The following is a 21819-nucleotide window of genomic DNA, read 5'->3' on the forward strand; positions in this document are numbered from 1 at the left end:
GCGGGATTGTGGTCGGGTCCTGGTGGGTGTACGCGTCTCACTCGGGCCTGTTCGAGGCCGCTGTACGGGGCATACTGATATATATACAGTATAGAATACCGTGAGTCTCCCGAAACGTGGTGAACCAGACACCGGCCGGGACAGCGACAGAAGGAAGACACACTCTGATGACCAGTTCCAGCACCGCCGACGGCCGCGTTCTCTGCGAGATGGACCCGGACCGGAGGATCGCCACCCTCACGCTGAACAACCCCCGCCAGCGCAACTCCTACGACGCGGCCATGCGCGACGGCCTGGCCCGCTACCTCGATCAGGTCGCCGAGGACGACGATGTCACCGTCGTGCTGCTGCGCGGAGCCGAGGGCGTCTTCAGTACCGGCGCGGATATGAACAACGCCTACGGCTGGTACGGCGACCGAGGTGGGGCGGCGAACGGTGACCGGCCCGCCAAGAGTCGGCCCAGCCAGCGGCGGAGGCTGACGGTGGATCGAAAGTCGTTCGGCTTCTATCACAATTTCATGGGCTTTCCGAAGGTCACGGTGGGGGAGATCAGCGGCTACGCGCTGGGCGGCGGCTTCGAGATGGCCCTGATGACCGACATCTCCGTGATCGCCCGCGACACCCGGATCGGCATGCCCGCAACGCGTTTCCTCGGGCCCGCGCTCGGCAGCCTGCACATGTTCTTCCACCGGCTCGGACCCGTACTCGCGCGCCGGTTGCTGCTGACCGGTGACATCATCGAGGCGGGTGCCGTCGAGCATCTCGGTGTCTTCACCGAGACCTGCGCTGCCGACGCCGTTATGGCGCGGGCGCGGTTCTGGGCGGAGAAGGCGGCGAAGATGCCCGCCGACGGCGTGGTCATCGCCAAGGAGGCATTCCGGCTCGTCGAACAGAGCCAGGCGTACCAGGGTGAGGAGGTGGCCAGCTACCTGTTCCACGCGTACGGCACGAATCTGCAGTTCGCCCCCGGCGAGTTCAATTTCGTCAAGACCCGCGCCGAGCACGGGACCAAGGAGGCATTCCGGTTGCGCGACGAACACTTTCACGTGCCGGAACCGGATGTGCGATAGCGCCTCTACGAGGCTGTTGCGTCGCGCCGACGGTGCGGCGCAACGGAATTCGTGCCCGCCGCCGCATTGGCTTCGATCAGCCGGCTCGTGTGATCGAGGATGCAGCGCAGCCCGTACTCGAAGTTGCGCTCGTCGGGCGCGCCCGATCGCATGCCCCTGGTCATGGCCTCGGCGAGCAGCGGTGTCGTCTCCGGATCGATCGGAATGCTGTCGTAGTACGCCCGCGCCTCCGCGCTCAGCCCCGAATTCTTGTCGTAGAGCCGTTGCAGCACAACCGATCCGCAGATGTGGAGGTTGATCGCCGAATAGGTGTCGACGGCCTGCTCGACCGACAGGCCCGCCTCCACCAGGATGGCCACCGTCCGCTCCACCTGCTTGGCCCCGACCCGGCTGGCGTGCTGGCTGAGCGCGGACCTGATCAGGATCAGATCGCACAGGATCGGGTTGTCCAGGAACGTGCGCCGCATGGTGCGAGCGTGGTTGTCCAGGGTCGCACGCCAGTTGTCCGCCTCGACGTACGGAAACGGGATGGCATAGACATGCAGCCGCAGTGCGCGGTCGGTCATCGCGTTGAGCAGATCGTCCTTCTTGCGGAAGTACCAGTAGATGCTGGTGACACCGACATCGAGGTGGCGGCCCAGCAGCGGCATGCTCAGGCCGTCGATCGAAACCCGTTCCGCGAGTTCGAATGCCCCGTCGATGATGTCGTCCGGGTTCAGCGAGCCCCGCTCGCGTCGCTGCCGCCGCTCTGCGGCTCCTCGCTTCGCCATCAGTGACCTCCTGTGCCCCAGGCGCCGGTGAAGACCGGCTCACGCTTCTCGGCGAAGGCCGCGAACGCCTCGATGACATCGGCGCCGGACAGGTTGATGGCCTGCGCCTTCGCCTCGTTGGCGAGCGCCTCGCGCAGCGTCCGATCGGTTCCGTCGTTGAGCAGCGCCTTGGTCTGCGCGAGCGCCATCGGCGGCCCGGCCGCCAGGCGCGCGGCCAGCTCGTCGACGAACTTGTCGAGGGTGTCGTCGGGTTGCACCCACGTCACCAGTCCGAGGGAGTGCGCCTCCTCGGCGCCGATCATGTCGGCCAGCAGGGCCAGGCGCTTGGCCTGCTGCAGGCCGACCAGCTTGGGCAACAGCCAGGAGCCACCGCAGTCCAGCGACAGCGCGCGCCGGGCGAAGATCTGGCAGAACCGAGCGTCGGGCGCCGCCACCACCAGATCGCAGCCGAGCGCGAGATTCCATCCCGCACCGGCCGCCACCCCGCGCACCTTCGCGATCGTGGGTACCGGGAGATCGTGCAGCTGCTGCACGGTTTCGTTGATCGCGCGCATCTCGCGGCTCGGATCGGGGAACTCGTCGACGCCCGCGGCATCGGAGATGTCGGCTCCCGAGCAGAACGCGCCACCGGCGCCGGTCAGCACCACCGCGCGGACGCCACGTCCGTGCGCGACCTGGTGAAAGGTGTCGCCTAGCGCCGCCCACAGGTCCCTGGTAACGGCGTTCTTGCGGTGTGGGCGATTGAGCGTCAGCGTCAGCACGCCGTCCACTTGCTGGGTGAGCAGCACGGATTGATCTGTCACGACGTCGTCCTAATCGGTAGTGGGGGTGGGGATTTCGCGTCGGTAACTGGGCCGACGGCGCCCCGGCCGCGCAGCCGCGCGATATCGTCGGAGTCGAACCCCGCTGCGGCCAAGACGGTTTCGGTGTGCTGGCCCAGGCCCGGGATCGCCCCCATCGGTGCCTCGTATCCCGCGATGACGGGAGGCGGCAGCAAGGCGGTGACCTCTCCCGCGGGTGTGTCGATCCGGCGCCAGCGATCGCGGGCCGCGAGGTGCGGATGCGCGACCATGTCGCCGGGTGTGTTGTAGCGGGAGTTCCCGATTCCGGCGGCGTCCGCGCGCGCCTGCACGGTGGCCAGGTCGTGCCGGGCGCACCAAGGTGCGATCGCGGCATCGAGTTCGGTTCGGTGCCTTACCCTTCCGGCGTTGGTGGCGTACCGCGGGTCGGCGGCCAGATCGGGCCGTTCGAGGATGTCGCGGGCCAGGCGCTGCCATTCCCGATCGTTGGTCGTGCCCAGCACGACCGTCCGCCCGTCCGCGGTGGGGTAGGCGCCGTAGGGGGCGACCGCGGGGGAACTCATGCCCAGTGGCTGCTGATCGACTCCGGTGTGCCGGGTATAGGTGAGCGCGTAGCCCATCAGTTCGGCTGCCGTGTCGAACAGGCTCACCGTCGCCGAGCGGGGGCCCTGAGCATCCCCGCCTGACCCTCGCCTGCCGCAGATCATCGCCACGATCGTCAACGCCGCGTACAGGCCCGAGCACACGTCGGCGATCGGCGGTCCGGGCTTGGCCGGGGAATCGGGGAATCCGGTGACCGCGCAGACCCCGGCTTCCGCCTGAATCAACAGGTCGTAGGCTCGTTTGTGGGAGAGTGGGCCGCCGGGACCGTAGCCATCGATCTCCATCACGATCACGTGCGGGTGCCGGGCGGCCAGATCGTCCGGAGCCAGGCCGAGCGCGGCGGTCGCGCCGGGTGCCAGATTGGAGACGAACACGTCGGCCGACGCCAGTATCCGGTGCAGGGCCGAAATCCCGTCCGGGTCCTTGAGATCGAGCGCCACCGACTCCTTACCGCGATTCACCCAGACGAAGTGTGCGGCGAGCCCGTTGACCACGTCGTCGTAGTGACGGGCGAAATCGCCGCCGCGCGGATTCTCGATCTTGATCACCCGGGCGCCGAAATCGGCCAGCGTCCGGGTGCACATCGGAGCCGAGACGGCCTGTTCCAGGGCCACCACCGTGATCCCGGCCAGCGGTCCCGCGGTCGGATCGGACATGGTCGGCGTCACCGAATTCCGTTGCGGCTCAGTCGATGACATCGAATGTGACCGGCAGTGTGTTGGGGGAGCGGAAGGGTTGGCCGAAGATGTGCGGATCCCCCTCGGGCAGGAGGGTGAACCCGGTCAGTCTGCTCAGCAGCGATTCCATCGCGACGCGCGTCTCCATGCGGGCCAGGTGCAGGCCGAGACAGGTGTGCGCGCCGGCGGTGAAGCTGATGTGCGGAGTATGCGTCCGGAAAATGTCGAACTCCTCCGGTCGCTCCCAGCGGGACTCGTCGCGGTTGGCGCCGCCCAGGCACAGGTCGAGCACCGCGCCCCGGGGGATGGTGGTGCCCTCCAGCTCGGAGTCCTCGGTCACGTACCGCTGCACCAGGGTGAGCGGTGTTTCGTAGCGGAGCCCCTCCTCGACGGCCTGCGGGATCAACTCGGGATTGCGCTGCACCGCCTCGAACTGCTCCGGATGGCGAAGTAGCAGGTAGAGCAGATTTCCGGAGGACCGGTAGGTGGTCTCCAGCCCCGCGGGCAGGAGCAGCCGGAGGAACGAGTAGATGGACTCTTCGGACAGATTCTCGCCGTCGATCTCGGCGGTGACCAGATCGCCGATGATGTCGTCGGTGGGTACCGACCGCCGCTGCTCGATCTGCCCGATGAAGTACTCCTTCAACTCGGTGGACGCCGCCAGCGCCTGCGGAACGCCCTTGGTGTAGTTGATGATGTCGACCGCGGCCTTGCGGAAGAAGGGCAGATCCTCCTCGGGCAGGCCGAGCAGACGCGCGATGACCCGGGTCGGGAACTCGAAGGTGAATTCCTTGACCAGATCGGCGTTCCCCCGCTCCGCGAACTCGTCGATGAGCGCATTGCAGATCGGCCGGACGATCTCCGGTTCCCAGCGGAGCAGCGACTGCGGCTTGAATGCCGCGGCGACCAGATTCCGGTGTGCCCGATGCGCCGTGCCGTCCATCGCGAGAATGGTCGGACCCATGAACAGCCCGATCGTGGAGTCGTAGAGCTTGGAGCTGTACACGCGGTTGTTGCGCAGCGCCGTGCTGACCGCCGAATACGAGACGGCGGCATAGGAATCCGCCGGGCGCAGTGACTCCGGAGTCCGGGTGTAGTCCATGACCGTTCCGTGGAACACGCCTCCCTCTCGCCGCTTCGCGGCGAAGAACGGGTAGGGGTCCCGGAGGTCGAGGGCGTTCCCGGCCGGTAGGGATTCGTCTTGAACAGGGATATCCACGGCTCACCTCTACATCGTTGCAGCGCGCACTGACAGTATTAGATACTGTAATCTATACAGTATATCGTGGAAGGGTCTGCGGGCGCGCGGTCGCGGGGCCGTCGCTACGGCTGAATCGGTGTCCCGGCCGCCAGTGGTGCGACGAATCCGCCGTCGACATGGATGTCCTGGCCGTTGATCCAGCGCGCGTCGGCCGAGCCGAGGAACGCGATCACGGGCACGATGTCGTCCACGGTGGCGTGCCTGCCGACCGTGGCCTTCACGGTGTCGAGGACGTCCTTGCCCATCGACGTCTCGAAATCGCCGAGGATCGGAGTCTCGGTCGGCCCCGGGCTCACGGTGTTCACCCGGATTCCGTACTTCTGCCATGCCGTCGGCGCCAGCCGCTTGGCGAAGATGATCGCGGCCTGTTTCGAGGTGCTGTACACCGGATAGGCGGGGTCCTGACCCTCTTGCCAGCGTTCGACGGCGACGGCGTCGGTGGCCTCGAGCAGGCCCGAAAGGTCGTTCACGCGCTGCTGCCAGCCGAGTGCCGCCACCGAGGCGACGGTGACGATCGCGCCGCCGTGCCGCAACAGCGGCAGCATGCCCTGGGTCAGCAGCCGCATCCCGAGGTAGTTCACCTTCAGCACGTCCGCGGCGGGTGCGGTGCCCGGCACCCCGGCGACATACGCCAGCAGGTCCCAGCCCGGGCCGACGCGGTCCAGCAGAGCCGCGATGGCCGAGGCGTCGCGCAGGTCGCACTGTTCGTGCCGGGACGCCGGAGTGTCGTTGGGGCGCAGGTCGACTGCGAGCACGAAATCGCCCCGCTCGTGGAAGTGGGCGGCGGCGGCAGCGCCGATGCCCGATCCGGCGCCCACCACGATGACCTTGCGTTTCTCGGATGCCATGGATACCACCGTTTCATGCGCCGGGGCGTTATAGAATGCTTGACAGTAAGGGCCACTATAAAACACTCTAGTGGCCGCTACAACGGCGCGGAACGGAAGAGCTGCTGATGGGTATGCCGATCGTCGACGATGCCGCGAAGGTACTCGCGGAACCTGCCGCATACGCGGATGAAGTGCGGTTGCACGCCGCCTTGACCGAATTGCGCGCCAACGCACCGGTGGCGCGAGTGGAGGTGCCCTCGTACAAGCCCTTCTGGGCGATCACCAAGCACGCCGACATCCTGGCGGTCGAGCGCGCCGACCGGCGGTTCACCAACTGGCCGCGGCCGGTGCTGATGACCGCGGCGTCGGATGAGATGCAGGCCGCGACCGGGATCCGCACGCTGATTCACATGGACGATCCCCAGCATCGGGTCGTGCGCGCCATCGCCGCGGACTGGTTCAGCCCGAAATCCATGAAGGCCATGGGGGAGCGGATCGAACAGCTCGCGAAACGCTATGTGGACCGGATGCGGGATGCGGGCGGGGAATGCGACTTCGTGCAGGAGGTCGCGGTGAACTTCCCGCTGTACGTGATCATGTCGCTGCTCGGCGTCCCCGAGTCGGATTTTCCGCGGATGCTGAAACTCACCCAGGAACTGGTGGGCAGCGACGACGACGAACTCAAGCGCAGCGCGCCCGCCGACGAGACGATGAATTCGCTGCTGGAGATGTTCCAGTACTTCCAGCACCTGACGGCGGGCTGGCGCGAAAACCCCACGGGGGACCTGGGTTCCACGATCGCCAACGCGCGCATCGACGGCGAACCGCTGTCGGATGTGGACACCATGTCCTACTACGCCATCATCGCCACGGCCGGGCACGACACCACCAGCAGCAGCATCTCCGGCGGCCTGCGCGCGCTGATCGAACACCCCGATCAGCTGGCGCGGCTACGCGACAACCTGGACCTGATGCCGCGGGCGACCGAGGAGATCGTCCGCTGGGTCACGCCGGTCAAGGCATTCATGCGCACCGCGGCCGAGGACACCTCGGTGCGCGGCGTACCCATCGCGGCCGGGGATTCGCTGCTGCTGTCGTATGTCTCGGGGAACCGCGACGAGGACGCCTTCGAAGATCCGTTCCGCTTCGACATCGAGCGCGAGCCCAACAAACATGTCGCGTTCGGATTCGGCGTGCACTTCTGTCTCGGTGCCGGACTGGCCCGCATGGAGATCAACAAGTTCCTCGCCGAGCTGCTGCCGCGGCTGACATCGATCGAACTGAACGGTGAACCCGAACTCAGCGCAACGACTTTCGTGGGTGGGCTCAAACATCTGCCGATTCGCTACTCGCTGACATGAGCGGCGGCGGCGCCGGATCAACTGACGAGGATGTGTCATGACGAATGCTCAGACCTGGAAGGAAACGCTCGAGGATCTCGAGCGCCGCCGGGAACGCGTGCGGGCGATGGGCGGGCCCGAGCGGGTCGCCAAGCACCGCGGGAAGGGCAAGCTCGACGCCAGGGGGCGCATCGAGCACCTGTTGGATCCGGGTACGTTCCAGGAGTTCGGAACCCTCGTGGGCGGCGAGGTCGCGGCCGACGCGATCGTGACGGGCTCGGGGCAGATCAACGGCTTCCCGGTGATGGTCGGTGCGGAGGACTTCACGACCCTGGCCGGGACCATCGCGCCGGGTAGCAACTCCAAACGCTACCGGCTGGCCGAACTCGCGGTGCGGAACAAGGTGCCGCTGGTGATGTTGCTGGAGGGCGCGGGCTTCCGGGCCACCGGCAATCATTATGGGCGCACCCCAACGGATCTGCTGGCCCAGGCGCGGTGCTCCGGCCGGGTTCCGATGGTCACCGGCGTGCTCGGTCCCTCGGCCGGGCACGGTGCGCTGGTCGCACCGGTGTCCGATTTCGCGATCATGAGCCGCCAGGGCGCGATCTTCACCGCCGGGCCGCCGGTGGTGAAAGTGTCCACGGGAGAAGACGTTTCGAAGGAGGACCTCGGCGGCCCGGATATCGCGCTGCCGAGCGGGGTGATCCACAATGTGGCCGACACGGACGAGGACGTCCTCGACGAGATCCGCCGCTATCTGTCCTACTTCCCCCCGAGCGCATGGTCGTATCCGCCCGTGTACCTGCCCGACGATTCCACCGGGCCGCGGGCGACGCCGGAACTGCTCGACATCATCTCCCGCGACAATCAGCACACCTACGATATGCGCGCCGTGCTGGACGTGGTCTTCGACGGCACCGACTGGTTCGAGGTGCAGCCCGGATTCGGCGGGGCGATCATCTGCGCCCTCGCCCATCTCGGCGGCCATCCGGTGGCCGTGGTGGCCAACCAGCCGCAGGTGCTGGCGGGCTCGATCGATTCCGACGCCGCCGACAAGGCCGCCCACTTCATCTCCGTGGCGGACGCCTTCCATCTGCCGATCATCTTCCTGGCCGACAATCCGGGCATGCTGCCGGGGAGCGAGTCCGAACAGCAGGGTGTATTGCGCAGTGGTGCAAGGATGTTCGTCGCGCAGACCGCGGCGACCACGCTGAAGGTGCATCTGACGCTGCGCAAGGCGTACGGGTTCGGCTCCATGGTGATGTCCCTGATCGGTTTCGACGGCCAGGAGTCGACCTTCGCCTACCCGGGGGCGACCATGGGCGCCATGGGCGCGGCGGCGCTGAGCAATGCCTCGCAGGCCGAGGAGGATCTCGCGGCCGCATTGCGTGACATGGAGCTGCGGGCCTCGTACCACTCCGCCGAGCACATGGGGTTCGACGAACTCGTCAGCCCCGAGGAGACGCGAAACGTCTTGCTGCGGTCCGTACAGCGCGGCATCTACGCCCGGCAGGCTGCCGCCGAGCCGGTGAACCGCACCGCCATCATGCCCTGACCGCCTCGCGGGGAGGCGGTACCCGAATCCGAATACCGAGGCCCGACGGCCGATCGGACCCTTGTGCAACGCACTACCGATAGGTATACAGTAGACATATCTATTCGACCTGCGGCAGGTCGTTCGACAGCAGGAGGTGGCGCCTGAGATGGACTGTCACACCGCACTATTCGGCTAGGTCGGCTGCCGGACACCCCTGAACGACCATCTGGCGAACTGGAAGGACGCTGATGACTGCGCTCGACTACAAGGCGATCGACGTCGACAACCATTACTACGAACCGCTCGACGCGTTCACCCGGCACCTGGACAAGAAGTTCCGGCGGCGCGGCGTGCAGATCGTCCAGGACGGCAAATACCACACGGCGATCATCGGCGACCGGGTGAACCGGTTCATTCCGAACCCGACCTTCGATCCGATCATCGTGCCGGGGTGCCTGGATCTGATCTTCCGCGGCCAGGTTCCCGAGGGCGTGGATCCGGCGACGCTGATGAAGGTCGAGAGCCTGGAACTGCGGCCGGAATACCGCGACCGCCAGGCCCGCGCCGCCGTGGTCGAGAAGCAGGGGATCGAGACGATCTTCATGTTCCCGACCTTCGGCTGCGGGGTCGAGGAGGCCCTCAAGGACGACGTGGAGGCGGCGATGGCGTCGCTGCACGCGTTCAACCTGTGGCTCGACGAGGACTGGGGTTTCGATCGGCCCGACCATCGGATCCTCGCCGCGCCGATGATCTCGCTGGCCGATCCCGAGGCAGCCGTCGCGGAGGTGGATTTCGTGCTGGAACGCGGCGCACGGGTCGTCCACATCCGGCCCGCCCCCGTGCCGGGTACGGGCAAGCCGCGCTCGCTCGGCCACCGCGCACACGATCCCGTGTGGGCGCGGCTGGCGGAGGCGAACGTGCCGGTCGCATTCCACCTGGGCGACAGCGGGTATCTGAAGATCGCCGCCATGTGGGGTGGGAAGGACACCTTCGAGCCCTTCGGCGGGCCCGGCGACGCGCTGGACAAGATCCTCGTCGACGACCGCGCCATTCACGACACGATGGCCTCGATGATCATTCACGGCGTCTTCGACCGCCATCCGGCGCTGCGGGTCGCCAGTATCGAGAACGGCTCGGACTTCGTGCATCGGCTGTGCAAGCGAATGAAGAAGCTGGCCAACCAATCTCCGAAATCGTTCCCCAACGACCCGGTCGACACTCTGCGCGAGCATGTGTGGGTAGCGCCCTACTACGAGGACGACCTGCCCGCGCTGAAGGAGAAGATCGGCGCCGAGCGCATCCTCTTCGGTTCGGACTGGCCGCACGGCGAGGGGCTGGAGGAGCCGGTGGCCTTCACCGACGAGCTGACCGCCTTCGACGCGGCCGACGTGCGAAAGATCATGCGCGACAACGCTCTCGAATTCCTGGGCGTGCCCGTCGCGGCGGCCGCGTGAGAGCACAGCGAGGAGCCGCGGTGATGAGTAAGCGACCGATCGTGGGCGCCGGTATCGGGGGGCCTCGTTGAGCGAATGGAGTATCGGGGCCGTCTTCGACGCTGTCGCGGAGGCGGTTCCGGATCGGACGATGACCGTCTGCGGTTCCCGGAGAACTACATTCGGCGAGTCGGCGCTGCGGACCCGCCGGTTCGCCAACTTCCTGGCGGACCGCGGATTCGGGGAGCACACACCCCGGCACGAGCTCGCCCGGTGGGAGTGTGGTCAGGACCGCGTAGCGCTGCTCATGCGCAGCGACATGTACCTCGACGTGCTGATCGGCTGCGCGAAGGCCCGCGTCGTCCCGGTGAACGTCAACTACCACTACACCCCGCGCGAGATACGGGAACTGCTGGCGTACGTCCGGCCGCGCGGGATCGTCTACCACCGGTCGTTCGGGCCGATCGTGTCCGAGGCGGCGCCGGACGACGTGGAACTGCTGGTGTCGATCGAAGACGGCAGCGACACCACCGAACTCGCCGACGCGGTGCCGTTCGACTCCGCCGTGCGGCAGGGTGATGCCGATCGGGTGATCGCGACGACACCCGACGATCTGGTCATGCTGTGCACCGGCGGCACCACCGGGCGGCCCAAAGGGGTGCTGTGGCGGCAGAGCGATATGTACGTGTCCTCGATGAACGGGGCCGACCACGAATCCGCAACGGCTCTACAGGATCTCGCGCGGGCGACCGGGCACGTCTGGTTCGCGGTATCGCCGCTGTCGCACGCCGCCGGAATCTGGACCGCGTTCGCCGGACTGCTGGCCGGGCAGACCATCGTGCTGTACGACGATCGTCACTCCTTCGATCCGCGCGTCGCCCTGGAGATCGCGCAGCGCGAGCGGGCCGCGCTGATGACGATCGTCGGCGACGCCTACGCCGGTCCGCTGGTCCGCGAGCTGCGCTCGGGTCGCTACGACCTGTCGTCGCTGCTGGCCATCGGGACCGGGGGAGCGGCAACCAACCCGATCCACAAACACGAACTGCTGGAACTGCTTCCGCACGTCTATCTGGTCGAGGGCTACGGCGCGACGGAGACCGGCGGTATGGCCTTCGGGCGCAGCCGCCACGGCGCCGAGGTCGAGACGTTCGCCCCGGGGCCGGGTGCGACGGCGGTGTCGCAGGACCGCACCCGCTTTCTCGAACCCGGGGATACGGAGATCGGATGGGCCGCCAGGACCGGCCGGGTCCCGCTCGGATATTTCGACGACCGCGAGGCCACCGAGCGCACATTTCCGGAGATCGACGGGCAGCGGATGGCCATACCCGGCGACCGGGCGACCATCGATGCCGACGGCACCCTGCGGTTGCTGGGCCGCGATTCGCTGGTGGTCAACACCGGCGGGGAGAAGGTCTTCGTCGAAGAGGTCGAAGAGGTGTTGCGGGCGCAGCCGGGAGTGGCCGACGCGCTGGTGGTGGGCCGGGCGAGCCCCCGCTGGGGTCAGGAGGTCGTCGCGCTGGTATGCCGCGCGCCGGATGACGCGATCACGGGCCTCGCGCTGCGGCAGGTGTGCAAGAGCGAGCTGGCCGGATTCAAGGTGCCGAAGGAATTCATTTTCGTGGCGGAGATCCGCCGCCTCGGAAACGGAAAACCGGACTACCGATGGGCCGCGAAACGGGTGGTCGCGGGAGTTCCCGGAGAAGTCGGGTCGGAGGAGATCGGGGCATGACTGTGCGCAAGGTGATCGACTGCCTGGTGAACGTCCATTTCGGGGAACGTGAGCAGCCGTCGTGGATGCTGAAGGTCCGTGACGACTACTTCAAGGGCCCGGCATCGCTGTACGAGCAGGTCGACATGGCGGAACTGCTCGACGAAATGGATGAGCAGGGTGTCGAGAAGGCCGTCCTGATGTATTCGATGGCGAAGCCGTCGACTACCGCGCTGAAGTTCGCGGAGGCGCGGCCGGACCGATTCTCGCTGGCGCTCAACGGAGTCGACCTGTTACACCCCGTGGCGTCCCTGCGTGAACTCGACGCGCTGGTGCGCGATCTTCCGGTGGCCTATACGGCCGTGGGGCCGAGTTTCTGGGGTGATGGGCAGTACCCGCCGACCGATGCGGCCTACTATCCGCTGTACTACAAATGCGCCGAACTCGGTCTGCCGCTCTGCATGAATACCGGTCTCCCGGGCCCGCCGATTCCGGGCGAGGTGCAGAATCCGATCTATCTCGATCGGGTGTGCTACCGATTCCCCGAGCTGCGCCTGTGCATGATCCACGGCGCGGATCCGTGGTGGGACACCGCGATTCGCCTTCTCATGAAGTACGAGAATCTTCGCCTCATGACCTCGGCCTGGTCCCCCAAGCGGCTTCCGGAGAGTTTGCTGCACTACATGCGGACGCGGGGGAAGCAGAAGGTGATCTTCGGCTCCGATTGGCCCGTCCTCCGCATGCGCCGGGTGGTGCCGGAGGCGCTGGCGCTCGATCTGCCGGAGGACGCGCTGGACAACTATCTCTACGCCAACGCACAGGAATTCCTTTTCGCCGAGCGATCCGCGAGCGACGGCGCTGCCCGCCGGAACGAGGAGTGAACAATGGACCGCTACGAATTGCGCAGGCAGGACTACACCCTGTCGGAAGACCAGACCGAACTCCGGTCCGCCTACGCGAAGTTCTTCAAGGCGCGGTGCCCGCTGGACGTGGTGCGCGCCGCCGAGGCGGAGGGTTTCGACAAGAATCTGTGGGAGCAACTGTGCGGCACCGGCGCGACCACCATGGCGCTGCCCGAATCCGCGGGCGGTGACGGGGCGACACTGGTGGATCTGACCCTGGTGGCCGAGGAACTCGGCCGCGCCCTCGCGCCGGTGCCGTGGATCGATCACGTATGCGCGGCGCGGCTGCTGGCGCGACTGGGAGCATTGCGGCCCGGTGCCGAGGATGCGGCGGATATCACCGAAGGCAGGCACCTGGTCGCGCTGGATCCGAGACTCGATGTCGCGGAAGGGATTCGGCTCATCGGGGCGGGTTCGGTCGCCGATCACCTCGTCCTGCGTGAGGGCGACGATATCGTCCGGCTGAGCTTCGACACCCGCCCCGCGAAGATCGACAACATCGGCCGCCTGCCCATGGCGTGGGTCGACCCGGCGGCGGCCGACCGGCGGACCGTGCTGGGCAGCGGCCCCGAGGCGCTCGCACACTACGAGCGGGCTCTCGACGAATGGCGGGTACTCACCGCGGCGGCGCTCGTCGGGCTTGTCGAAGAGACCATGCAGATCGCGGCGGAATTCGCGAAATCCCGCTACACCATGGGTGTTCCGATCTCGACGCTGCAGGGCATCTCCCATCCGCTGGCCGATATCGCGATCGTCGTGCAGGGCGGCCGCAGCCTCACCCGGCGCGCGGCGTGGTTCCTCGAATTCGAACCCGATACCCAGCCCGGGCTCGCGTCGGCGGCCTTCGTCTACCTGTCCGAGGAGGCCGCCAAGGCGGCCACCATGGCCGTGCACGTCCAGGGCGGACTGGGTGTGACCACGGAGGCGGCCGCGTCGGCCTATCTGGTGCGGGCCCGGGGATGGCCCTTGGCGGCAGGCGATCCGGGCGCGAGCGCCGTGCGGGTGGCCGAACTGTTCGCGCAGACAGCCGAGCTGTCCGCACAGGTTTAGGACGGAGATTCACGATGGACTTTTCCCGAGTCGACCTTTCCGCCGAGGATGCGGCATTTCAGGATCGCGTGCGCAAGTTCCTCGACACCCATGTCACCGACGACGTGCGGCGGCGCGACCGCGAAACCGGCGACAACTTCGACGAGGGCGTGCATCTGGCCATGGGTGCCGACGGGTGGTTGTCGGCCGAGATGAACACCGGTGCCGAGGGCGGTATGACGCGCGTGCAGCGGCGCATCTGGGATCTCGAGCGGCGGCGCGTCCACGTCCCGTGGGTCACCTGGGGGACCACCGTCATCGTGGCGAAATCGGTGGTGCAGTTAGGGTCGTCCGAACTGCAGGACGAGGTGATGCCCCGCGTCCTCACCGGCGAGGTCCGGTTCTGCCTGGGCTACACCGAGCCGGAGGGCGGGTCCGACGTCGCTACGTGCAAGACGCGTGCCGTCCGCGACGGGGATCAGTGGGTGATCAACGGCGCCAAGATGTTCACCACCGGCGCGCACAACTGCCAGTACGTCTTCCTGATCACCAATACCGATCCCGAGGCGCGTAAACACAAGAGCCTCACCATGTTTCTGGTGCCGCTGGACACCCCGGGCATCGAGATCCAGGGCATCCGGACCGTCGACGGCGACCGCACCAATATCGTCTATTACACCGACGTCCGCATCGACGACAAGTACCGGCTGGGCGAGGTGAACGACGGCTGGCGGGTGCTCATGGAGCCGCTCAGCACCGAGCACGGCATCGTCGACGCGGACCCGGACGGCCTGCAGGACGTCTCGATCATGGTCCACCAGGGGACCGTCATGGCGACGTCGGCGGACCGGGCCGCGGCGATCGCCGCGCGCCGGGGTCCGGACGGTCGCCGCCTGCTCGACGACGGGTCGGTCGCCTATCGCCTCGGGCGCAGCATCGCGCGGATGGAGGCGGCGCTATCGACGCCGAACATGTTCGGCCGCGTCGCTATCGCGCAGGCGATGCGCGACATCTCCCCGGATCTGATGGACATTCTCGGCTCCGCCGCGGCCCTGCCGATCGACACCGACGGCGCGATCGACGACGGCGGCGCCGAGTACATCTACCGCTGGGCCCCGCTGTGCGGGATCTACGGCGGCACCCTCGAGGTGTTCCGGAACCTGATCGCGCAGCACGTGCTCGGTCTCGGACGCCCCAACTATTCCCCGCCCAAGGCGAAAACCAGCTGAGAGGAGCGTGCCGCGATGCCGTCACGACAGGTCGGATTTCCGGTGTTCGACGCCGACAACCACATGTACGAGACGCGGGATGCGCTGACGAAATACCTGCCGGAACGCGCCGAGAATACGGTCCGCTACGTCGATCTGGACGGGCGCACCAAGATCGTGGTGCGCAATATGATCAGCGAGTTCATCCCCAACCCCACCTTCTCGGTGGTGGCGAAACCCGGTGCGCAGGAAGACTATTTCCGGCACGGGAACCCGGAGGGGAAGTCCTCGCGGGAGATCATGGGCGAGCCCATGAAGTCGATCCCGGCCTTTCGCGAACCCGCGGCCCGGCTGGCGAAGATGGACGAGCTCGGCATCGACTACGCCCTGATGTTCCCCACGCTGGCCAGCCTGGTGGAGGAACGGCTCAAGGACGATCCGGAACTCACCCACGATGTCATCCACGCGCTGAATCAGTGGATGCACGAGCAGTGGACCTTCGACTACGAGGGTCGCATCTTCGCGGTACCGGTGATCACCCTGCCGATCGTCGACCGGGCGCTCGAGGAACTGGAGTGGTGCCTGGAGCGCGGTGCCCGCACCGTGCTGGTGCGCCCGGCGCCGGTGCCGGGGTTCAAGGGGAGCCGATCGTTCGGGCTCGAGGAATTCGACCCGTTCTGGAAAGCCTGTGTGCAGGCGGGGATTCCGGTGTCGATGCACGCCTCCGACAGCGGCTATTCGGAGGTGCTGAACATCTGGGAACCGGCCGCGGAGTACAAACCGTTCATTCCCACGGCATTTCGCACCGCGGCCCTGGGCAGCCGGGCGATCGAGGACGCGATGACCGCACTCACCTGTCACGGCGCCTTGTCGCGGGTGCCGGACCTGAAGGTCGTGCTGATCGAGAACGGCGCCGACTGGCTGCCGACGCTGTTCCACAACCTCGAGCACGCCTATGCCAAGCTGCCGCAGCTGTTCCTGGAGAACCCCGTCGAGGCATTCAAGCGGTGCGTCTACGTGAATCCGTTCTGGGAGGACAACTATGCCGATGTCGTCGAGCTGCTCGGCGCCGATCATGTCATCTTCGGATCCGACTGGCCGCATCCCGAAGGGTTGCAGGATCCGCTGAGCCTGCTCGACCACTTCGGCGGGATCTCCGAGGGTGACGTCCGGAAGATCATGGGCGGCAACATGTTGCGGCTGCTCGGTCTCGATTCCAAGGTCGCCGCCGGTAGCTGGGCAGAGACGAAAGGTCGATCATGAGTACGGATCTCGTGTTGTACGACGCCGCCGAGGGAATCGCGACGATCTCGCTGAACCGTCCCGATGTGCACAACGCACAGAACATGGAACTGCTCGACGAGCTGGACGCGGCGTGGACCCGGGCGGAGCGGGATCCGGAGGTGCGGGTGATCATCTTGCGCGCCAACGGGAAACACTTCTCCGCCGGTCACGACATCGATCCCGGGACCTGGAACGACGGCCGGGACAAGTGGCTGGTCTCGGATATCTACGAGGTCGAGGCCCGCCGGTACGTGGGTTACTCACTGAAGTGGCGCAATGTTTCGAAGCCCTCGATCGCCGCGGTGCACGGCGTCTGCATCGCGGGCGGGCTGCTGCTGGCGTGGCCGTGCGATCTGATCGTCGCCGCCGACAATGCCCGGTTCTCCGATCCGGTCGTGGCGATGGGGATCGGCGGCGTCGAGTATCACGGCCACACCTGGGAGCTCGGTCCGCGGCTGGCCAAGGAGATCCTGTTCACCGGCCGGGCCATCCACGCCGACGAGGCGTTGCAGATCAGGATGGTCAACCGGGTGGTCCCCCGCGCCGAACTGGATTCCGCGACAAGGGAACTGGCCACCGAGATCGCCGCCAGGCACCCGTTCGCGCTGCGGGCGGCCAAGCGCGCGGTCAATCAGACCCTCGACATCCAGGGCTTCACCACCGCGGTGCAGTCGGTCTTCGACATCCATCAGCTCGGGCACGCCCACGCGATCTCCGAGACCGGGCAGCCGGTGATGGTGGCCTTGGCGGGGATGAAGGGTGAGATGTCCAAGCAGAAGTCGTCGGGCTAGTGTCCGCCGAACCGTCTCGGCCGTCGCCGTCGATCACGCCGCAGACCGAGTTCTTCTGGACCTCGGGTGCGGACGGCCGCCTGCGCATTCAGCAGTGCCGGTCCTGCTCCGCCCTGATCCATCCGCCGCAGCCGGTTTGCCGGTACTGCCGCGGCGAGGACATGGGCGAGCGGGTGGTGTCCGGGTTTGCCGTGCTCATCGGATTCACCGTCAATCACCGCTTCAGCCTGCCGGGCCTGCCCGCGCCCTATGTGGTGGCACAGGTTGCCCTCGAAGAGGATTCGCGGGTGCGGCTCACCACGAATGTCGTGGAGTGTGAGCCGGAGCGGCTGGAGCTGGGCCTGCGGATGCAGGTGGTGTTCGAGCAGCTCGGGGATGTCTGGTTGCCGCTGTTTCGTCCGGCCGCTGTGCCGAAACCGTTGGCGCCGTTACCCACCGACGAGATCGACCCCGCCGCGATGCCTCGCCACGTGCGACCGATGGCCTCGCCGGACAAGTTCGAGGACAAGGTCGCGTTGACCGGAATCGGGATGTCGCGGCTGGGGCGGCGCCTGATGGCCGACCCGCTGTCGCTGACCGTGCACGCCTGCCGCGCGGCGGTCGCCGACGCGGGCCTGAGCTGGGAGGATATCGACGGCCTGTCCACCTACCCGGGGCCGGGCGCCCTCGGACCGTTCACCGAAGGTGGTGTCACCGCACTGGAATCGGCCCTCGGCATCCGGCCGACCTGGTACAACGGCGGCGGGGAGACCTTCGGTCCCGGCGGTTCGGTGATCGCCGCGATGCTCGCGGTGGCGGCCGGTCTCGCCCGGCACGTGCTGTGCTTCCGCACCGTCTGGGAATCGACCTACGCGGAATTGGTGCGTGCGGGCCGGATCACGCCGTCCGGCGGCATCATCGACAGCTGGCTCGCGCCCTACGGCGCGATCTCGGCGGCGCATACGCTCGCCCAGACCGCGCAGCGCCACTTCCACACCTACGGCACCGACCGGGAGACTCTGGGCCGGATCGCGTTGAACCAGCGCGCGAATGCCGCGCTCGATCCGACCGCCATCTACCGTGATCCGCTCACGATGGACGACTATCTGACCGCACGGCCCATCACCACGCCGTTCGGGTTGTACGACTGCGACGTGCCGTGTGACGGTTCCGTGGCGGTGATCGTCTCCGCGCGCGACACGGCGCGGGATCTGGCGCAGCCGCCGATCCTGGTGGAGGCGGCGGGAACCCAGATCATCGAACGCCTGGAATGGGATCAGAGCACCCTGACCCACGAGCCGCAGGTGCTCGGCCAGGCCGCGCACCTGTGGACGCGCACCGACCTGCGGCCCCAAGACGTCGACGTGGCCGAGCTCTACGACGGGTTCACCTTCAACTGCCTGTGCTGGATCGAGGCCCTCGGGTTCTGCGGCATCGGCGAGGCGAAAGACTTTCTCGCGCAGGGCGAGACGATCGCGCGCGACGGACCGCTCCCGCTCAACACGCACGGCGGGCAGCTGTCACACGGCCGCACGCACGGCATGGGCCTGGTCCACGAGGCGATCACGCAGCTGCGCGGTCACGGTGGTGCCCGGCAGATTCCGGACGCCCGCGTCGCGGTGGTCACCAGCGGCGGCCTGACACCCAGTGGCGTGCTGTTGCTGCGCGCAGACCGATGACCGAAGGAAAAGCGCCGCAATGGAATACGTTCTCGAGTATCCGAGCGAACTACCGACCGCGTCCGGGGTGTTCCTGCGGCCGGAGGTGATCCGGGAGATCGTCACGACGGCCGAGCGGTCCGGTTTCTCGGCCGTGGCATTGAGCGAACATCCGGCGCCCTCGCTGAAGTGGCGCCGCAACGGCGGCCACAACACGCTCGATCCGATCGCGGCGCTGAGCTTCATGGCGGCAGTCACGACGCGGATTCGATTGCTGACGAACCTGTATGTGCTCCCGTTCCGCAATCCGTATCTGTCCGCCAAGGCGCTGGGCAGCCTGGATATCGTCTCGGGCGGGCGGTTGATCGCGGGTGTGGGCGCGGGCTATCTGCGCGCGGAGTTCGCGGCGGTGGGCGTCGAACACGCACGCCGCGCCGCGCTGCTCGACGAGGCGCTGGGCGCGCTGCGAAGGATCTGGACCGATCCCGAAACACCGGTTCAGGGAGATGATTTCGCGGCGCCCGGTCCGCTGTGGTTGCAGCGGCCCGCGCAACGGCCGCACCCGCCGATCTGGATCGGCGGCAACGGCCCGGCCGCCATCCGCCGGGTGGTCGAGCACGGTGCCGGATGGATGCCGATCATCGCCGACGCGCCCATGGCAGCCGCTATCCGCACCAGCGCCATCGAGAATCCTGAGCAGTTCGGTGACGGCGTGGACGCGCTGCGCAGGCGTCTGGAGAAGGCGGGCCGCGATCCGGATTCGGTCGATGTCCAGATCGTCTGCCCGCAGGTGGATTTCGGTGACATGGATACCGTCCGCGCCGCGGAGATGTATCTGGGCGATCTCGAAAAGCGCGGTGCCACTTGGGCAGTGGTGCGCGTCGATGGCTCGAGCCCGGAGGCCGCGTCGACCTTTGTCCGGACATTTGCGGAATTCGTGGCGGCCGAATGATCAGTGGCGGCAAGTGTGCTCTCGTGAGGACTGGAGGTGTCACGTGAAGGTTCCCTTCACCTGGAAGGTCACCGGGTGGTTCATGGTGGGTTGGTCGGCCGAATTTCCCCAGGGTGAGGCCCGGCCGCTCCGGTATTTCGGAGAGGATCTGGTCGCCTATCGCGACGACTTCGGTGAACTACATATCCTGACCGGACACTGCAGGCATCTCGGCGCCCATATCGGCCACGGCGGCAAGGTGGTCGGCGACTGCGTCGAATGCCCGTTCCACGGCTGGCGATGGGGTCCGGACGGCACCAATCGCAAGATACCCGGGGAGAACCGGACCAACCGGGGACTGCGATTGCGGGTCTACCCGGTCAACGAGCAGAACGGCTGTGTGTTCATGTGGCACCAGCCGGAGGGCAAGCAGCCGCAGTGGGAGATGCCCGACATCCTCGGGCTGTTCCCGGAACTCGGCACCGACCCCGCGGGCTACTACCGCCCGTACCCGGAGTTCTCCCGCAAGACCGAACGCGAGCCCGTGCATCCGCAGGTCGTCCTCGAAAACGGCCCGGACAGCCTGCATTTCGAGTATGTCCACGGCGCCACCGTGACCCCTCGCATGCTGGACTACAGCGTGGTCGACCACACCTGGAACTTCCTCACCGGATGGCCCGACGCGCGCAGCGACGATCCGGACAAGATGGCGTTGAAAATCCATGCGCAGATGTTCGGCCTGGGTGGCTCCATCAGCGCATTCGACGGATCGTCGAAGCACCGGCTCATCTTCGCCACGACGCCGGTCGACGACGAGTGCTCGGACCTGTTCTATTCGATCTGGTGGCCGCGGATCCCGGGGGACGCCTCCGACGTGCCGCCACCGGAGGTCCGCGAGCGCGTCGAGAAACAGTTCCTGGTGACGGTGTGGGAAGACTTGAGCATCTGGCGCTACCAGAAGTACGTCGAACGCCCACCGTTGTCGCCGAAGGACGCGAAACCGTATCTCTCGCTGCGCAAGTGGGCCACGCAGTTCTACGACGTCCCCCCGGTCGACACCGCGAGCACCCCGACGTGAACGAACGGTGCGGCGCCGGGCCGGGTCACGCCGCGGCGAGCGGTCCGGCGCCCGTTCCGGCGTTGCCCGGTTCGTAACGGACGTGCACTCCGGGGTCGTAGCGGACGCGCCATCCGGCGGCATGAAACTGCCAGGCCAGGTCGTCCCATCCGGTCATGCGTGACGCCATGTCGAAACCGGGCATCTCGCCGCCGATATCCGCGAACGCGTCGCGGCGAGCCAGCAGTGCCGTCGACGAGACGAACCCGATCGTTGAATCGGGGGTCACGCGAGCGGGCCGGTCGCCGAGATCGAGACCGTTCGCTCGAGTGCCCGGGGCCGTGATCCGCGGGGCGACCGCAGCGACCAGCGGATCGTCGAAATGTCCGGCGAGGCGTTCGATCCAGCCGGGGCTCGGCAGGCAACCGCTGTCCAGGTACGCGACGAGATCGGACTTGACCCGGTGCAGCGCGCACCTTCGGGCGGCCATCAGGTCCAAGCGTCCCTCGTGCCGCAACACGGTGATTCCCAAGCGGTCCGCCACGGCGGTCACCTCCGCCGGTGCTTCGGACTCGTCGTCGATCACCACGCGGACCGGGTACGCGCTCGCCAGTGCGGCCAGCGATCGCCGCAGGCGGCTCGGTGCGCTGCGGAGGACGACGATCACGGTGGCTTCGGGTCCGGTGCGCGGCGGGGGACAAGGGTGAGCGAAACCCGCGTCGGTGAGCAGGCGTGCCAGGTCACCCTCGGCTTCGCCGGAGATTCCACCCGCCTGAATACGTTGCCACAGCCGGTGGCCCGTGGACGTGAGGCAGATGATCTGGTTCGGCGCTCCGCCCCACCACAGCGTGTCGGAGATCATGCGCACATCCGGATCGATGACGATCGGAAGACCGGCGGGTAGTGGTTCGATCACGCGGACCTCCTCGGGAGAATGGTATTCTCACTTCT

The 21819-nt window shown here is 67.2% G+C and carries 19 protein-coding genes; 13 read left to right on the plus strand and 6 right to left on the minus strand.

All coding sequences use genetic code 11. The features are described from left to right. The first annotated feature begins 167 nt into the window (after positions 1 to 167). Positions 168 to 1070 carry an enoyl-CoA hydratase/isomerase family protein gene (locus tag QH290_RS09995; protein ID WP_280382640.1) on the plus strand — a complete coding sequence of 301 codons (903 nt, stop codon included), beginning with the start codon at positions 168 to 170 and terminating at the stop codon, positions 1068 to 1070. Between the two features lie 5 nt (positions 1071 to 1075). On the opposite strand, the gene QH290_RS10000 is transcribed toward QH290_RS09995, so the two are convergent. The 5 genes from QH290_RS10000 to QH290_RS10020 all read right to left on the minus strand — a co-directional run bounded on the left by QH290_RS10000 (position 1076) and on the right by QH290_RS10020 (position 6029). Beyond that, positions 1076 to 1840: a TetR/AcrR family transcriptional regulator C-terminal domain-containing protein gene (locus tag QH290_RS10000; RefSeq protein WP_280382641.1), complete on the minus strand. Its 765-nt coding sequence runs from the start codon at positions 1838 to 1840 to the stop codon at positions 1076 to 1078. Then, positions 1840 to 2643, minus strand: a complete 804-nt coding sequence (locus QH290_RS10005) for an enoyl-CoA hydratase/isomerase family protein (RefSeq protein ID WP_280382642.1) — start codon at positions 2641 to 2643, stop codon at positions 1840 to 1842. The genes QH290_RS10000 and QH290_RS10005 overlap by 1 nt, the downstream gene beginning before the upstream one ends. Beyond that, positions 2640 to 3941, minus strand: coding sequence for a CaiB/BaiF CoA transferase family protein (locus QH290_RS10010; RefSeq protein ID WP_425303577.1), 1302 nt, complete (start codon positions 3939 to 3941; stop codon positions 2640 to 2642). The genes QH290_RS10005 and QH290_RS10010 overlap by 4 nt, the downstream gene beginning before the upstream one ends. Continuing rightward, positions 3928 to 5139: a cytochrome P450 gene (locus QH290_RS10015; RefSeq protein WP_280382643.1), complete on the minus strand. Its 1212-nt coding sequence runs from the start codon at positions 5137 to 5139 to the stop codon at positions 3928 to 3930. The genes QH290_RS10010 and QH290_RS10015 overlap by 14 nt, the downstream gene beginning before the upstream one ends. A 104-nt stretch (positions 5140 to 5243) precedes the next feature. Then, positions 5244 to 6029 (minus strand): coniferyl-alcohol dehydrogenase, encoded by a 786-nt coding sequence (locus QH290_RS10020; RefSeq protein ID WP_280382644.1) that lies wholly within the window; start codon positions 6027 to 6029, stop codon positions 5244 to 5246. A gap of 107 nt (positions 6030 to 6136) precedes the next feature. On the opposite strand from QH290_RS10020, the gene QH290_RS10025 reads away from it, so the two are divergent. The 12 genes from QH290_RS10025 to QH290_RS10080 all read left to right on the plus strand — a co-directional run bounded on the left by QH290_RS10025 (position 6137) and on the right by QH290_RS10080 (position 20889). Further along, entirely contained in the window at positions 6137 to 7372 is a 1236-nt protein-coding gene (locus QH290_RS10025; protein WP_280266192.1) for a cytochrome P450, read from the plus strand. 37 nt (positions 7373 to 7409) lie between these two features. Next, positions 7410 to 8906, plus strand: a complete 1497-nt coding sequence (locus QH290_RS10030) for an acyl-CoA carboxylase subunit beta (RefSeq protein ID WP_280266193.1) — start codon at positions 7410 to 7412, stop codon at positions 8904 to 8906. A 230-nt stretch (positions 8907 to 9136) separates the two neighbouring features. Then, complete coding sequence (locus QH290_RS10035; protein ID WP_280266194.1) at positions 9137 to 10342, plus strand: amidohydrolase family protein; 1206 nt, start codon at positions 9137 to 9139, stop codon at positions 10340 to 10342. A 67-nt stretch (positions 10343 to 10409) separates the two neighbouring features. Next, positions 10410 to 12050 (plus strand): AMP-binding protein, encoded by a 1641-nt coding sequence (locus QH290_RS10040; RefSeq protein WP_280382645.1) that lies wholly within the window; start codon positions 10410 to 10412, stop codon positions 12048 to 12050. Next, on the plus strand, positions 12047 to 12910 hold the full coding sequence (locus QH290_RS10045) for an amidohydrolase family protein (protein WP_280382646.1): 864 nt from the start codon (positions 12047 to 12049) through the stop codon (positions 12908 to 12910). Before QH290_RS10040 ends, QH290_RS10045 begins: the two co-directional genes overlap by 4 nt. Positions 12911 to 12913: 3 nt before the next feature. Beyond that, positions 12914 to 13981, plus strand: a complete 1068-nt coding sequence (locus QH290_RS10050; RefSeq protein ID WP_280266197.1) for an acyl-CoA dehydrogenase family protein — start codon at positions 12914 to 12916, stop codon at positions 13979 to 13981. 14 nt (positions 13982 to 13995) lie between these two features. Next, entirely contained in the window at positions 13996 to 15189 is a 1194-nt protein-coding gene (locus QH290_RS10055; protein WP_280382647.1) for an acyl-CoA dehydrogenase family protein, read from the plus strand. Positions 15190 to 15204: 15 nt separating this feature from the next. Further along, positions 15205 to 16431, plus strand: a complete 1227-nt coding sequence (locus tag QH290_RS10060; protein WP_280382648.1) for an amidohydrolase family protein — start codon at positions 15205 to 15207, stop codon at positions 16429 to 16431. Further along, positions 16428 to 17243 carry an enoyl-CoA hydratase gene (locus QH290_RS10065; protein ID WP_280382649.1) on the plus strand — a complete coding sequence of 272 codons (816 nt, stop codon included), beginning with the start codon at positions 16428 to 16430 and terminating at the stop codon, positions 17241 to 17243. Before QH290_RS10060 ends, QH290_RS10065 begins: the two co-directional genes overlap by 4 nt. Beyond that, complete coding sequence (locus QH290_RS10070) at positions 17243 to 18901, plus strand: thiolase C-terminal domain-containing protein (protein ID WP_280382650.1); 1659 nt, start codon at positions 17243 to 17245, stop codon at positions 18899 to 18901. Before QH290_RS10065 ends, QH290_RS10070 begins: the two co-directional genes overlap by 1 nt. A gap of 19 nt (positions 18902 to 18920) precedes the next feature. Then, on the plus strand, positions 18921 to 19832 hold the full coding sequence (locus tag QH290_RS10075; protein ID WP_280382651.1) for a TIGR03619 family F420-dependent LLM class oxidoreductase: 912 nt from the start codon (positions 18921 to 18923) through the stop codon (positions 19830 to 19832). 43 nt (positions 19833 to 19875) lie between these two features. Then, complete coding sequence (locus tag QH290_RS10080) at positions 19876 to 20889, plus strand: aromatic ring-hydroxylating oxygenase subunit alpha (protein ID WP_280382652.1); 1014 nt, start codon at positions 19876 to 19878, stop codon at positions 20887 to 20889. A gap of 25 nt (positions 20890 to 20914) precedes the next feature. Here QH290_RS10080 and QH290_RS10085 read toward each other — a convergent pair whose 3' ends face one another. Beyond that, positions 20915 to 21784 (minus strand): glycosyltransferase, encoded by an 870-nt coding sequence (locus QH290_RS10085; protein ID WP_280382653.1) that lies wholly within the window; start codon positions 21782 to 21784, stop codon positions 20915 to 20917. Positions 21785 to 21819: the final 35 nt, after the last annotated feature.

This window comes from Nocardia wallacei (genome assembly GCF_029869545.1).
In the GTDB taxonomy this organism is placed as follows: Bacteria; Actinomycetota; Actinomycetes; order Mycobacteriales; family Mycobacteriaceae; genus Nocardia; species Nocardia wallacei_A.

Coding starts and splice junctions, on each gene's coding strand:
- QH290_RS09995 (WP_280382640.1), top strand. CDS start 168: ATGACCAGTTCCAGCACCGCCGACGGCCGCGTTCTCTGCGAGATGGAC.
- QH290_RS10000 (WP_280382641.1), bottom strand. CDS start 1,840: ATGGCGAAGCGAGGAGCCGCAGAGCGGCGGCAGCGACGCGAGCGGGGC.
- QH290_RS10010 (WP_425303577.1), bottom strand. CDS start 3,941: ATGTCATCGACTGAGCCGCAACGGAATTCGGTGACGCCGACCATGTCC.
- QH290_RS10020 (WP_280382644.1), bottom strand. CDS start 6,029: ATGGCATCCGAGAAACGCAAGGTCATCGTGGTGGGCGCCGGATCGGGC.
- QH290_RS10025 (WP_280266192.1), top strand. CDS start 6,137: ATGGGTATGCCGATCGTCGACGATGCCGCGAAGGTACTCGCGGAACCT.
- QH290_RS10030 (WP_280266193.1), top strand. CDS start 7,410: ATGACGAATGCTCAGACCTGGAAGGAAACGCTCGAGGATCTCGAGCGC.
- QH290_RS10035 (WP_280266194.1), top strand. CDS start 9,137: ATGACTGCGCTCGACTACAAGGCGATCGACGTCGACAACCATTACTAC.
- QH290_RS10045 (WP_280382646.1), top strand. CDS start 12,047: ATGACTGTGCGCAAGGTGATCGACTGCCTGGTGAACGTCCATTTCGGG.
- QH290_RS10050 (WP_280266197.1), top strand. CDS start 12,914: ATGGACCGCTACGAATTGCGCAGGCAGGACTACACCCTGTCGGAAGAC.
- QH290_RS10055 (WP_280382647.1), top strand. CDS start 13,996: ATGGACTTTTCCCGAGTCGACCTTTCCGCCGAGGATGCGGCATTTCAG.
- QH290_RS10060 (WP_280382648.1), top strand. CDS start 15,205: ATGCCGTCACGACAGGTCGGATTTCCGGTGTTCGACGCCGACAACCAC.
- QH290_RS10065 (WP_280382649.1), top strand. CDS start 16,428: ATGAGTACGGATCTCGTGTTGTACGACGCCGCCGAGGGAATCGCGACG.
- QH290_RS10075 (WP_280382651.1), top strand. CDS start 18,921: ATGGAATACGTTCTCGAGTATCCGAGCGAACTACCGACCGCGTCCGGG.